This is a genomic window from Rhizobium sp. CC1099 (assembly GCF_029714385.1).
Classification (GTDB): Bacteria; Pseudomonadota; Alphaproteobacteria; order Rhizobiales; family Rhizobiaceae; genus Rhizobium.
In genome coordinates this window covers 646,499-659,437 of sequence record NZ_CP121641.1, presented here as the reverse complement: position 1 = coordinate 659,437, position 12,939 = coordinate 646,499, and the positions used below count along the sequence as shown (strand labels likewise).

Genomic DNA, 12,939 nt, shown 5'->3' with positions numbered 1-12,939 from the left:
CCGTTTAAAGAGTACACATCACCGGGACATCATATATCTTGCATACGCATCGACTTTCTAAGAATGCGAGCTGGAGAGCTGGAAAAGCTCTCGCAGCCACGCTTGAGACACGTCGTACGTAAGCCTTCAAACTGTTCGACGCAGAAGGAAGCCATCTCATGATGATGACAAGACGTACTTTCTCAGCCGCCTTTGTTGCCGGCGCGGCCACTTCTCTTCTCTCAACCCGCAGCATGGCCGCGCCCTCTGGTGCGGTGAAGGCGCGCAACGTCGTCCTGGCGCATGGGCTGTTCGCTGATGGATCGTGCTGGTCCGAGGTGATTGCCCGACTGCAGGCAGCGCGGTTCAATGCCACGGCCGTGCAAAATCCGCTAACGACGCTGCCTGAAGCGGTATCCTCCGTTGAGCGGGTGCTGGCACGGCAGGATGGCCCGACGGTTCTGGTCGGGCATTCCTTCGCGGGGATGATCGTAACTGAAGCTGGTATGCATCCGAACGTGTCGGCACTCGTTTATGTCGCAGCGCGGGCGCCGGATGCGGGCGAGGATTATGCCGCACTGGCCAAGACATTTCCCACGCCGCCGGCCTCCGCAGGCATCGTTTTCGATGGTGACGAAGGGCACCTTAGCGAGGCGGCATTCCTGCATGATTTCGCGGGCGACCTACCAGAAGCAAGGGCGAAGGTGCTTTATGCAATCCAGGAGCCATTCAACAAGGCTCTCCTTACGGGCAAGACCTCCCAGGCGGCTTGGCGTTCGAAGCCAAGCTGGTATGCCGTTTCGACGGAAGATCGCACGATCAATCCAGACCTCGAACGCTTCATGGCCAAGCGCATGGGAGCCAAGACCATCGAACTGAAGGCCAGCCATCTCTCGCTGATCTCCCATCCGGATGAGATTACCCAACTGATCATCGAGGCGGCGGGATAGCACACGCGATCTGGCCGCCCCCTAATGCACGCCGAGGAACTGCTTGAGTTCGGCGGTCTTCGGGTTGGCGAAGACTTCTTCCGGCGGGCCGATTTCGTGGACGCGGCCCTGGTGCATGAAGACGACGCGGCTGCAGACGTCGCGGGCGAATTTCATCTCGTGCGTCACCATCAGCAACGTCATGCCCTCGGAGGCAAGCTCGCGCACGACAGCCAGAACCTCGGCGACGAGTTCCGGGTCGAGCGCGGAGGTGATCTCGTCGCACAGCAGCGCGATCGGCTGCATGGCAAGCGCCCGGGCAATCGCGACACGCTGCTGCTGGCCGCCGGAAAGCTCGTCGGGATAGGCATCGAACTTGTGGCCGAGACCGACGCGGTCGAGCATCTTGCGGGCGACCGCTTCAGCCTCTGCCTTCGGCGTCTTCTTGACGACCGACTGCGACAGCATGACATTGCCGCCGGCCGTCAGGTGCGGGAAGAGATTGAACTGCTGGAAGATCATGCCGACTTTCAGCCTGAGCGCCTTCAGATGCAATTCGTCGTCCAGAAGCTGGGCGCCGGCTACCGAGATCGAGCCTTGGGTGATGGCCTCGAGGCCGTTGATGCAGCGCAGCAGCGTTGATTTTCCCGAGCCGCTCTTGCCGATGATGGCAATGACCTCGCCCGGCTCCACATCCAGGTCGATGCCCTTCAGCACCTCGTTCGTGCCGTAGCTCTTGCGGACTTCAGTGATTTCGATGAGCGACATTGAGCTTCCTTTCGAGGATCTGGCTGCTCTTCGACAGAGGCCAGCAAAGCGCAAAATAGATAAGAGCGACGAGCCCGTAGACAGTGAAGGGCTGGAAGGTGGCGTTGGTGACGACGGTGCCTGCCTTCGATAGTTCGACGAAGCCTATAATCGAGGTGAGTGCCGTTCCCTTGACGACCTGGACGGAGAAGCCGACGGTCGGCGGCACGGCGACCCTCAGCGCCTGCGGTAGGATGACGTAGCGCATCTGCTGCAACCTTCCCATGCCGAGGCTGGCGGAGGCTTCCCATTGGCCTTTCGCAACCGCTTCGACGCAGCCGCGCCAGATTTCGGCGAGGAAGGCAGCGGTCCAGAGGATCAATGCCAGGCCGGCGGCAAGCCATGCCGGCACGTCGATGCCGAAAAGGCCGAGACCGAAGAAGGCGATGAAGAGCTGCATCAGGAGCGGCGTGCCTTGAAAAAGCTCGATGTAGTATTTTGCAAGCGCCCGCAGCGACTTCCGCTTGCTGATGCGCAGGAAGAGCAGGCCGAGCCCGACCGCGCCGCCCCCGATGAAGGAAACGAGCGAGAGCAGAACCGTCCAGCGCGTGGCGAGCAGCAGGTTACGCAGGATATCCCAGAGTGTGAACTCGATCATCGGACAAGCCTCCTCGGGAAGATGAACCCGCCGGCCAACACCAAAAGCTGCCGGAGCAGGATCGCCAGCGCCAGATAGATGGCCGTCGAGACGATGTAAGCTTCGAAGGCGCGGAAGGTTCGCGACTGGATGAAGTTGGCGGCAAAGGTCAGGTCCTCGGCGGCGATCTGCGACACGACGGAGGAGCCGAGCATGACGATCACCACCTGCGAGGAGAGTGCCGGCCAGATGCGCTGGAGCGACGGCACGAGAACGACATGTCGGAAGGTTTCGAATGGCGTCATGGCGAGGCTTGCGCCCGCCTCGAACTGCCCCTTCGGCGTCGCCTGGATGCCGGCGCGGATGATCTCGCAGCTATAGGCCCCGAGGTTGACGATCATGGCAAGATTGGCGGCCGTCAGCTCAGAAAGCTGCAGACCGAGCGACGGCAGGCCGAAGAAGATGAAGAAGAGCTGGATTAGGAACGGCGTATTGCGGATCAGCTCGACATAGGCCGCAACGACGGGCTTCAGCCAAGCCGGGCCGAGCGCGCGCACCCAGGCACAGAAGGTGCCGAGCAAAATGCCGAGCACGCCGCCAATCGAGATCAGCTCGATGGTGATCACGATGCCCTTGACGATCTGCGGGTAATATTGAAGCAGCCAACCGAATTCGAAATGGTAGCTCAAGACACTGTCCCCTCTTTGAATACCGACGGCGAGTGGTCACCCCGCGGCGCGGGATGACCATACTGGACCGGTTTTTAGAGGTCTTTCGGGAGGTCGGCGCCGAGCCACTTCTGGGCAATGGCGTTCAGCGAACCATCGGCCTTGGCGGCGGCGATGATGCCGTTCACCTTTTCGAGAAGCGCTGGCTGCTCCTTGCTGAGGCCGATGTAGCAGGGCGAGTTCTTGATCAGGAACTTCAGTTCGGGCCGCTTCGGGGGGTTCTTGGCAAGGATGGCGGCGGCAACCACGTTGCCGGTTGCAACAGCCTCGACTTGACCGGAGAGGAAGGCGGAAATCGTGCCGTTGTTATCCTCGTAGCGCTTGATCGTGACATCGGCAGACGCGATCTTCGTCAGTTCGAGGTCTTCGACGGCGCCGCGGGTGACGCCGACCGTCTTGCCGGCAAGATCTTCCACCTTGGCGACGGAAAGATCGCCTGGTGCGAACACGCCGTTATAGAAGGGAGCATAGGCCGCGGAGAAATCGATGACCTTTTCGCGGTCCGGATTCTTGCCGAGGCTGGAAATAACCAGATCGACCTTGTTCGTCTGCAGATAGGGAATGCGGTTGGCGCTGGTGACCGGCACGAGTTCGGTTTTGACGCCAATTTTTTCGGCAATCAGATTGGCCATGTCGATGTCATAGCCCATCGGCGCCATATCGGTGCCGACGCTGCCGAAGGGCGGAAAATCCTGCGGGACGGCGACGCGCAGCGTGCCGCGCGCGGTGATGTCGGCAAGCGCATCGGCATGGGAAGCGGAACCGAAGCCGACAGCGGCTGCGAGCGTTGCGATTGCAAAGAATGTTCTTCTTGTCAGCATGTGTTCATTTCTCCTTTGAAGTTGCGGTTTTTCGTGTGCCTGCCGGTTGGGAAGACACGGTCCTGGGAGGGAGCGACAGGGAGCTGCGCAATTCCGAGAGCGGGTCCGGGCGGGTCGTGAGGTCCAGGCCCGTTTCCACCTCGTCCAGATGTTCGACGGAGAGCTCGGCGGCCTTGACGAAATCGCCTGCTGCCATGGCCTCGAAGATGCGGCAATGCCCCTCATGAGATTGCACTGCGTGAAATTCCGACTGATAGAGCATCGAAATCAGGATTGTCCTGGCAGTGAGATCGCGCAGGATGTCGACAAGGATCGGGTTGCCGCCGAGTTCGGCGATGCGGATATGGAAGTCACCCATGAGGCAGGTGAGGCGCTGGCGGTCGCCTGCAGCCATCGCAGCCTTTTCCTCGTCGAGGTGGGAGACGAGAACCGTGCGGCCCTCGTCCGTCAGCGCGCGCATGCCACGCAGCAGGCCGGATTCGATAGCACGCCTTGCCTCATAGACGGTCATCGCCTCTTCGGCGGACGGCTCGACCACAAACCAACCTCGCCGGGGGCTCACGGTGACAATGCCGCGCGTTTCGAGCCTCATCATTGCCTCGCGCACACGGGTTCGCGAAACGCCGAAGACTGACGCAAGCTGGTTTTCGCTCAGCCGCGTGCCGGGCCGGATCCGGGCGGAAAGAATGCCCGAAACGATGGCCTCTTCGATGTTGCTCTGTGTGCTTTCGGATGTATGGCTGTCTTGCATACAAGACGGGTAAGCAAGCCATATGCCAGTTTTCGCAAATGCTTCATTTACAACGGCTTCCCCACCTGGACCGCGAAACAGTCCGTTGCAATGCCCGCTATTTAAGCAGTTTCATATTCTGAATAACGACGAGGCGTCGATATTGGAGGCAACCGTGCTGACGGCTACCCAATGTCCAGCAAGAGCGGCCGATGGTCGGACACTTCCGGTTCCCCTACGACGTCGAAGCTCACGACGCCGACTTCAGGCGTCACCAGCATATAGTCCGCAAAGCGCCCGTCTTTGGCATAGTGCGATGTTCTCGTGTCCGTGAAGCCGCGGGAAGTGACGAGATCGGTGAGGCCGAGTCCACCGAACACATCGAACATGACGCTTCCGGGCAGCACGTTGAAGTCGCCGCAGACGACGAGACGCTCGCCCTTGCGCCAGATCTGCCCGATCAGGCTGACCAGCGCATCGGCTTGACCCCGGCGTGCGGGCGTATCGCCCTTGCCGGCCATGTCACGCAGGCCATGCAGGTGGGCGATCGTGATCGCTTGACCGGCCCCGTAGTCGAAAAGGCGGATGGCATGGGCGTTGCGGGCGCGCGGATGCTCTCCGTAGCTATCTGCTGAGAAATCGCCATGCACGAAATCTGCGGCGTGGCCGATGACCGCAACCGACCGACGCACGAACGTCGCAAGACCGAATTCCGAAGGCACGCTGTTTTCGTCATCAAAAAGCTCGCCTCTCGCCGTCGGCGCGAAGAAGGCGTCATGCTCCGGAAGAACCGCTTTGATCTCCTCGAAGAGGTTGGCGCGCTGCGGCAGGATGTGGCTGCCATCGCGATATTCCAGCCAGTCGCTCTTGACGGTGACGGAACGGGTAACCTCCTGGAGGCAGAGCACGTCCGCCTCAGCAGCCCGGAAATAGTCCATCAGCGGCCGATGCAGCTTGCCGCCCCAGGCATTCAGCGAAATGATGCGCAATATCGCCTCCCCGGATTTGCCGCCCTACCGCTTCTTGAAGGGTGCCATGCCCATGCGCGCCAGTTCGTCGGCACGCTCGTTTTCCGGATGGCCGGCATGGCCCTTGATCCAGTGGAGCGTCACTTTATGCTTGTTGCGGGCTTCCTCCAGCGCCTGCCAGAGCTCGGCATTCTTCACCGGTTTCTTGTCAGCGGTCTTCCAGCCGTTTTTCTTCCAGCCGAAAATCCACTTGGAAATCCCGTCCTTGACGTAGGCGCTGTCGGTATAGAGGTCGACCTCGCAGGGCGTCTTCAGCGCCGAGAGCGCCGAAATCGCCGCCATCAACTCCATGCGGTTATTGGTCGTCTCCGCCTCACCGCCGGAGAGTTCCTTTTCAATGTCACCATAACGCAGGATCGCGCCCCAACCGCCAGGACCGGGATTGCCCGAGCACGCGCCGTCGGTGAAAATCTCGACGTGCTTCATGCCGAAAGCCCGTATTCGGCAGCCGATGCGACCTGCCGGTGGAAGCGCAGCTTGCGCAGGTATTCGAGCGGATCCTTCTTGGTGACCATTGCGCCTTCCGGCGTCGTCAGCCAGTCATAGAGGCGGGTCAGGAAGAAGCGGAGCGCAGAACCACGCGCAAGCACAGGAAGCGCTGCGAGTTCGGCACTGTTGAGCGGCCGAACACTCTGGTAGCCTTCCAACATGGCAGTGCCCTTGGTGATGTTGTAGGCGCCGTCCTTTTCAAAGCACCAGGCGTTGAGAATGATCGAGACGTCGTAGGCAAGCAGATCGTTGCAGGCGAAATAGAAATCGATCAGGCCGGACAGCTCATCGCCGAGGAAGAAGACGTTGTCGGGGAAGAGATCGGCATGAATGACGCCGGCCGGAAGGTCCTTCGGCCAGTGGGCGGAGAGGAAATCGATCTCGCCCCGGATTTCGGCAAACAAGCCCTTCTCGACTTCGTCGGCGCGCGCCTCGGACTTATCCCAAAGCAACTTCCAGCCCTCCAGCGACAGCGCGTTCGGCCGCTTCAGTTCGAAACCTTCGCCGGCGATATGCATCTGCGCCAGGGCCTTGCCGACTTCGCGGCAATGTTTGGCTTCGGGCTTCCTCAGCCACATGCCTTCGAGGAAGGAAATGAGCGCCGCCGGTCGATCCGAAAGCGTACCGAGCAGCGCACCGTCCTTGCGCGGCAGCGGCAGCGGGCAGGACACGCCGCGGGCGGCAAGATGCTGCATCAGGCCGAGGAAGAACGGCAGGTCGGCCTTTTCGACGCGCTTTTCGTAGAGCGTCAAGATCAGCGGCTTTTTGGTGGTGTGCAGCAGGAAGTTGGAATTTTCGACGCCTTCCGCAATCCCCTTGTAGGAAAGCAGGGTGCCGGCATCATACTCCGTCAAAAACCACTTCAAATCGTCTTCTGAAATATCGGTATAGACTGCCAAGGAGGGCTCTCACATTAAATACGCTAAGGGGAGTGATGAAACGCATGGGGATACCCCCTTTGTCACTTCGTGACATCTCCCCCACAAGGGGGGAGATTAAAAGCATGCGTCTTGCCTTGCAATCTATCGTCTTCGTCGCGATTGCCGGAGACGGTGCTACTGCCGATCTCCCCCGGGGGGATGCCCGGCACGGCAGAGGAGGGTAAGCGGCACGATCCAAGCCTCTAATCCCCGTTCACAAAAGCCATGTCGGCCGTCGTCAGCTCGATGTTGCGCAGTTCCCGGTTGACTAGGAAATGCTCGTTTTCCTGCACGGTCTCGGCAAGCTCCACCCTGGCGTCGAAACGTGCCCGGAAGGCTTCGATGATCTCGTTGACGATCACTTCCGGCGCGGAGGCACCGGCGGAAAGGCCAAGCGTCGAAATCGGACCTATCTCGTTCCAGTCCAGTTCAGCGGCGCGCTGCACGAGGATCGACATCTTTGCCCCTGCCCTCAGCGCGACTTCGACAAGGCGCTTGGAGTTAGAGGAATTCGGCGCACCGACGATGATGAAGAGGTCGCAGCCGGGTGCGGCCTGCTTGACCACTTCCTGGCGGTTGGTCGTGGCATAGCAGATCGAGTCGGCGGCGGGTGCCGTCAGCTTCGGGAAACGCTGCTCGAGACGCGCAATCACGCCGGCCGTGTCGTCAACCGAAAGCGTCGTCTGGGTCACGTAGCCCAGATTGTCGGGATCGGCAGGCTGATAGGCATCGGCGTCTTCGACCGTCTCGATCAGCGAGACCGAGCCCTCGGGAAGCTGACCCATCGTGCCGATGACTTCCGGATGACCGGCATGGCCGATCAGCACGACATGGCGGCCGAGGCGATTGTGCCGCATCGCCTGCTTGTGAACCTTGGAAACCAGCGGACAGGTGGCATCGAGGTAGAAAAGATTGCGGGCGTTCGCATCTTCGGGAACGGACTTCGGGACGCCGTGTGCGGAAAAAACGACGGGCTGGGCGCGGTGCTCCGCCGGTATTTCATCGAGTTCTTCAACGAAGACCGCGCCCTTGGCCTCCAGTCCCTCGACGACGTAGCGGTTATGTACGATCTCGTGGCGGACATAGACGGGGGCGCCATAGGATTTCAGCGCCAGCACGACGATCTGGATGGCGCGGTCGACGCCGGCGCAGAAGCCGCGCGGTCCGCAAAGCCTGATCGTCAATGGAGGTTTCGCCGCTATGTTCATGTCATGTCCGGTAATCTGGGATAGGGCTGTCTAGCCCAATATAAGAAGGAATTGAAGCGATACTATTGCGAGGCCGGCTTGCCGCGCCCGCGGAACCACGAGATCGCAACGATCACGGCCAGCACCGCCGCCAGGCCATACCAAGTAAAGGCATATTGCAGGTGGTTGTTCGGCAGGTCGACGTCGGTGACGCCGCCGATCGGCAGGCCTTTCGGGTTGGGCGTCGAATCGGCATCGACGAAGAAGGGCAAGACGCTCGCCTTGTTGAGACCGGTGCTTGCGGCCATCACGTCGAGGTCTTTCCAGTAGAAGATGTTCTTAGCGACATCGTTGTCCGGTACGAGCCAGGAAGGCTTTCCAGGCAGCTTGTTGCGCGTCAGGCCGATGACCGTCTGCTCGCCGGTCAGTTGGCCCTGCATGCGCATTTCCGGCTCCTTGTTCTCAAAAGGAACGAAGCCGCGATTGACGAAGAGGTAGCGTCCGCCGGCAAGCTCAAGCGGGGTGTAGATGTAATAGCCCGTCTGGCCGCGCCAGGTGGCGAAGAAGTGCCGCTCCTTGTTGTTCACATAACGGCCGAACGTCGTGACGGGCCGGTACTCGATGTCGCCGCCCGAGGCGAGCATCCGCTCGATATCGGCGAGCGGCATCGGCGCCGAGGCGCGGCGCTGCGCAATATCGGCGATCAGCCCTTCCTTCCAATGCAGGCGCTCCACCTGCCAGGTGCCGAGCGAGACGAGGATGGCGAGAGCAATCAGCACGGCAATGCCGGTGAAGACCGGCAGCCTGCGACGTGCAGCCACGGCCTGGATATCAGTCACTGGAAATGCGTCCTTCACGGGCATTGTGGCGGTATTGCATGGCGATCAGGATACCCTTGCACCAGCGCAGCGCCACCAGCGAAAGAGCGACCGTCAACGGAGCGAACAGCAGAATGTGCAGCCAGATCGGCGGCGAATAGTTCACCTCCAGCCAGAGCACGGAGCCGATGATGATGAAGCCGACGATGAGAATGACGAAGACGGCGGGGCCATCGCCGGAATCGGCAAAGGAATAGTCGAGGCCGCAGGCGGCACAGCGTGGCTTCACCGCGAGCACGCCATCGAACAATTTTCCCTGTCCGCAGCGCGGGCAGCAGCCCCGCATCCCGGTCCTTACGGGATCCACAGGGGGAAAATATGCACTGTCTTCGCTCATCGTCTTCCTTTCGGCCGGAGATCATTTTCAGCCGCGCCTTAACTCTCCCATAAAGTATCTGCAGGACGAAAGGAAATAGCTGCGCGATTTCGCGTCAGCGATTCGCGTCAAACAGAAGAAGAAGCTGATGAGCAACGAGAACCCTGCAGGCCAGATCGTGATCCTGAACGGGGCGCCGCGAAGCGGCAAGACGACGATCGCGAGAGCCGTTCAGCAGCAGTTCGAAGGACCGTGGATGAACCTCGGCGTCGACATCTACAATGCCGCGACGCCGGCGCGCTACCTGCCGGGCATCGGCCTTCGCCCCGGCGGCGAGCGCCCCGATCTTGAGGAACTGGTGCCGTTCTTCTACGCAGCACTCTACGAGTCCATCGCCATCCATGCCGGGCTCGGGCTGAATGTCGTTGCCGACCTCGGTCATCACGACGCCTATTCGCAGCCGCTCGGGATTCTCACCGATTGCGCCCGGCGGCTTGAAGGTTTCCCGGTTCTCTTCGTCGGTGTGCGCTGCCCGCTCGACGTCATCATGAAGCGCCGCAACATCGACGAGCCCGGGCGCGAGAATCTTTACGAAAGAGGCAATGGCGAGGTCCCTGTTCCAGACCCCGTGCGGCGCTGGCAGGAAGAGGTGCACAGGCCGGGTATCTACGATCTCGAGCTCGATACCTCGGTGTTGACGCCATATGAATGCGCCGAGGCGATCCGGCACCAACTCGATCTCGGAATTGCGGAGCCATCGGCCTTCGAGCGGATCGCTGCTTCAAGGTAGCGATGAAAAAAGGCGGGCGCCGATGGCTCCCGCCTTTCTGATTTTCTTTCGGTCCATCAGCCTGCCGCGACAGGAGCGCCCCAGCCGCCCCAGACGTAGATGCAGAAGAACAGGAAGAGCCAGACGACGTCGACGAAATGCCAGTACCAGGCGGCGGCTTCGAAACCGAAGTGCTGTTTCGGCGTGAAGTCGCCACGCAGCGCGCGCAGCAGGCAGACCAGCAGGAAGATCGTTCCGATCTGCACGTGGAAACCGTGGAAGCCGGTCGCCATGAAGAAGGTGGCGCCGTAGATCGAGTTCTTGAATGCGAAGGGCGCGTGCATGTACTCGTAAGCCTGGACGCCGGAAAACAGGACGCCGAGCAGGACGGTGAGCGTCAGGCCCTGAATGAGACCTTTGCGATCATTGTGCAGTAGCGCGTGATGCGCCCAGGTGACCGTCGTGCCGGACAGCAGCAGGATGACGGTGTTGTAGATCGGCAGGTGCCAGGGATCGAGAACCTCAATGCCCTTCGGCGGCCACTGGCCACCAGTATATGCGAGGCGCGACGCCTGGATCGCTTCATTCGCAAAGAGACTGGCGTCGAAATAGGCCCAGAACCAGGCGACGAAGAACATCACTTCCGAGGCGATGAACATGATCATGCCGTAGCGCAGATGCAGCGAGACGACGCGGGTATGGGCACCCTCATGAGCCTCCTTCACCGTATCGGCCCACCAGCCGTACATGACATAGAGGATCAGTACGAGGCCGATGTAAAACAGCCAGGGCTGGGCCCATTCGACACCAAAGAGGTGCAGCGAACCGCCGTTCAGGTAGCGCATATAGCCGACGCCGCCGAATGTTACGATGAAGGCGCCAAGCGACGCCAGAATCGGCCACGGGCTTGGGTCGATGATGTGGTAGTCGTGATTTTTCTGATGCGCATCGGCCATGTCAGATCCCCGGATGTCTTCCTTCGCTTCGCCTCCGGCATAGCCGGAAACGATCCTCAATCAAAGTTTCTTTTCAACCTTCTGCGCTCTACCCTCATTCGAAGCCACCGGCTTCGGTCCCTCTTTCGGGTAGAACGTATATGACAGCGTAATCGTGTGGATGTCTTTCGACTCGACGGCCTTGGTAATATCCGGATCGATATAGAACACCACGGGCATTTCAAGCGTCTCGCCCGGCTTCAGATCCGTTTCGGTAAAGCAGAAGCACTGGATCTTGTTGAAGTAGACCCCCGCCTCGCCCGGCGTCACGTTGAAGACTGCCTGGCCGCGCTGCGTCTCGTTCGACTTGTTCTCCGCCACGAAATTGACCTGGATGGTCTCGCCGATGCGCGGATTGACCTCGCGCTGCACCGGCTTGAAGTCCCAGTACAGGCCCGACGCCACATTGGCGTCGAAGGTCACGCGCATCTTGCGGTCGAGGATGACGCTCGACGCCTGATCGACGCGCTGGGTGGTGCCGTTGTAACCCGTCATCTGGCAGAAGATGCGGTAGAGCGGAACCGCGGCATAGCTCATCGCCGTCATACCGATGACGAAGCTCAGGCACATGAAGACGACGGCGCCGTTGTTGCGGCCCTGCTTGTTGTGTGCGTTTGCGGTATCGCTCATCGGTTCAGCCTCCGTGCCCGGTGAACTTCACGATGGTGATGGCGTAGAAGAGAACGCAAAGGCCAGCAAGCGCGAGGCCGAGAGCGATGTTCCGGTTGCGGCGCGACTTGCGCTGCGCTTCAGTGAGCTTGACCGTTTCCATCAGAGCAAACCTCCTGCATGCGAGACCAGCATGGAAGCGAGCCGGTCTATCAACAGGGCAGAAAAGATGGCGAAGAGATAAAAGATCGAGAAAGCAAAAAGCTTCTTCGCCGGGATCATCTTGGGATCGCCATCCGGCATGCGCCAGACGGCGATGGAACAGTATATGAAGACCGCGCCGAGCGATGCAGCGACAAGACCGTATCCGGCGCTCGCAAAGCCGAGGAAGGACGGAACTACGCCGCACACGGCCGTCAATACGGCATAGGCGACGATCTGGTGCTTGGTGGCGCGCTCGCCAGATACGTTCGGCAGCATCGGCACGCCGACGGCCTCATAATCGCGCATCTTGAACAGCGCGAGCGCCCAGAAATGCGCCGGCGTCCAGAGGAAGATGATGAGAAACAGGACGGTGCTTTCGATTGTCACCGAATTCGTCACGCACGCCCAGCCAATCATCGGGGGGAAGGCGCCGGCGGCACCGCCTATGACGATGTTCTGCGGCGTCGAACGCTTCAGCCACATCGTGTAGATGACGACGTAGAAGAAAATCGTGAAGGCGAGGATCGAAGCCGAGAGCCAGTTGACCGCGAGGCCGAGGATGACAACCGAAAAACAGGAGAGGATCAGGCCGAAGGCCAGTGCTTCCTTCGGCGTGATGCGACCTGCCGGAATCGGGCGGCGCGCGGTGCGGGTCATGATGGCGTCGATATCGGCATCGTACCACATATTGAGCGCACCCGAGGCGCCTGCGCCGATGGCAATGCAGAGGATCGAAATCAGGCCGAGCACGGGATTGATGTGGCCGGGTGCTAGCACGAGGCCAGCAAAAGCCGTGAAGACCACGAGCGACATGACGCGCGGCTTCAGAAGCTCGAAATAATCGCGCGCACTGGCTTCCGACAGGAGATGTTCGCCGTCGTTCACAAGTACCTCGTGATTGTTTATGACCCTCATTCTTCCGTCCTGCATTCTTCAAGGCCGGACGCCGCATTTGCATGCGGCGCCCGGAATA

General features: G+C 60.5%; 17 protein-coding genes. 2 read left to right on the top strand and 15 right to left on the bottom strand.

The annotated features are described in order from the left end of the window. Positions 1-158: 158 nt before the first annotated feature. Positions 159-929 (top strand): alpha/beta hydrolase, encoded by a 771-nt coding sequence (locus QA644_RS03210; RefSeq protein ID WP_239595166.1) that lies wholly within the window; start codon positions 159-161, stop codon positions 927-929. Between the two features lie 21 nt (positions 930-950). Here QA644_RS03210 and QA644_RS03205 read toward each other — a convergent pair whose 3' ends face one another. The 11 genes from QA644_RS03205 to QA644_RS03155 form a co-directional block, all read right to left on the bottom strand. Beyond that, positions 951-1,676, bottom strand: coding sequence for an amino acid ABC transporter ATP-binding protein (locus QA644_RS03205; protein WP_239595168.1), 726 nt, complete (start codon positions 1,674-1,676; stop codon positions 951-953). Then, on the bottom strand, positions 1,654-2,313 hold the full coding sequence (locus tag QA644_RS03200; protein ID WP_074066911.1) for an amino acid ABC transporter permease: 660 nt from the start codon (positions 2,311-2,313) through the stop codon (positions 1,654-1,656). Before QA644_RS03200 ends, QA644_RS03205 begins: the two co-directional genes overlap by 23 nt. Then, the gene (locus QA644_RS03195) at positions 2,310-2,981 is read right to left on the bottom strand and encodes an amino acid ABC transporter permease (protein ID WP_239595171.1); all 672 of its coding nucleotides are present in this window, start codon (positions 2,979-2,981) and stop codon (positions 2,310-2,312) included. Before QA644_RS03195 ends, QA644_RS03200 begins: the two co-directional genes overlap by 4 nt. A gap of 74 nt (positions 2,982-3,055) precedes the next feature. Beyond that, positions 3,056-3,841 (bottom strand): transporter substrate-binding domain-containing protein, encoded by a 786-nt coding sequence (locus QA644_RS03190; protein WP_074066910.1) that lies wholly within the window; start codon positions 3,839-3,841, stop codon positions 3,056-3,058. A gap of 4 nt (positions 3,842-3,845) precedes the next feature. Further along, positions 3,846-4,592 carry a GntR family transcriptional regulator gene (locus QA644_RS03185; protein WP_074066909.1) on the bottom strand — a complete coding sequence of 249 codons (747 nt, stop codon included), beginning with the start codon at positions 4,590-4,592 and terminating at the stop codon, positions 3,846-3,848. A gap of 164 nt (positions 4,593-4,756) precedes the next feature. Further along, a complete protein-coding gene (locus QA644_RS03180) occupies positions 4,757-5,560 on the bottom strand; it encodes an endonuclease/exonuclease/phosphatase family protein (protein ID WP_283071049.1) in 804 nt (267 codons plus the stop codon). A gap of 24 nt (positions 5,561-5,584) precedes the next feature. Beyond that, positions 5,585-6,025, bottom strand: coding sequence for a ribonuclease HI (gene rnhA / locus QA644_RS03175; protein ID WP_092583421.1), 441 nt, complete (start codon positions 6,023-6,025; stop codon positions 5,585-5,587). Continuing rightward, complete coding sequence (locus QA644_RS03170; protein ID WP_239595175.1) at positions 6,022-6,987, bottom strand: homoserine kinase; 966 nt, start codon at positions 6,985-6,987, stop codon at positions 6,022-6,024. Before QA644_RS03170 ends, rnhA begins: the two co-directional genes overlap by 4 nt. Positions 6,988-7,211: 224 nt before the next feature. Continuing rightward, positions 7,212-8,216 carry a 4-hydroxy-3-methylbut-2-enyl diphosphate reductase gene (gene ispH, locus QA644_RS03165; protein ID WP_074066905.1) on the bottom strand — a complete coding sequence of 335 codons (1,005 nt, stop codon included), beginning with the start codon at positions 8,214-8,216 and terminating at the stop codon, positions 7,212-7,214. Between the two features lie 62 nt (positions 8,217-8,278). Beyond that, positions 8,279-9,034: an SURF1 family protein gene (locus tag QA644_RS03160; RefSeq protein ID WP_283071045.1), complete on the bottom strand. Its 756-nt coding sequence runs from the start codon at positions 9,032-9,034 to the stop codon at positions 8,279-8,281. Continuing rightward, a complete protein-coding gene (locus QA644_RS03155; RefSeq protein ID WP_283071043.1) occupies positions 9,027-9,410 on the bottom strand; it encodes a DUF983 domain-containing protein in 384 nt (127 codons plus the stop codon). Before QA644_RS03155 ends, QA644_RS03160 begins: the two co-directional genes overlap by 8 nt. Positions 9,411-9,537: 127 nt before the next feature. Between QA644_RS03155 and QA644_RS03150 the strand changes: the two genes are divergently transcribed. Next, the gene (locus QA644_RS03150) at positions 9,538-10,179 is read left to right on the top strand and encodes a chloramphenicol phosphotransferase (protein ID WP_283071042.1); all 642 of its coding nucleotides are present in this window, start codon (positions 9,538-9,540) and stop codon (positions 10,177-10,179) included. Between the two features lie 56 nt (positions 10,180-10,235). Here QA644_RS03150 and QA644_RS03145 read toward each other — a convergent pair whose 3' ends face one another. From QA644_RS03145 to QA644_RS03130, 4 genes are read right to left on the bottom strand one after another with little or no spacing between them, the layout of a single operon-like run. After that, on the bottom strand, positions 10,236-11,114 hold the full coding sequence (locus tag QA644_RS03145; RefSeq protein ID WP_074070190.1) for a cytochrome c oxidase subunit 3: 879 nt from the start codon (positions 11,112-11,114) through the stop codon (positions 10,236-10,238). Between the two features lie 60 nt (positions 11,115-11,174). Next, complete coding sequence (locus QA644_RS03140; RefSeq protein WP_239595182.1) at positions 11,175-11,783, bottom strand: cytochrome c oxidase assembly protein; 609 nt, start codon at positions 11,781-11,783, stop codon at positions 11,175-11,177. A 4-nt stretch (positions 11,784-11,787) separates the two neighbouring features. After that, positions 11,788-11,925 carry a hypothetical protein gene (locus tag QA644_RS03135; RefSeq protein ID WP_022716477.1) on the bottom strand — a complete coding sequence of 46 codons (138 nt, stop codon included), beginning with the start codon at positions 11,923-11,925 and terminating at the stop codon, positions 11,788-11,790. Then, positions 11,925-12,881, bottom strand: coding sequence for a heme o synthase (locus tag QA644_RS03130; protein WP_022716478.1), 957 nt, complete (start codon positions 12,879-12,881; stop codon positions 11,925-11,927). The genes QA644_RS03135 and QA644_RS03130 overlap by 1 nt, the downstream gene beginning before the upstream one ends. Between the last annotated feature and the right edge of the window lie 58 nt (positions 12,882-12,939).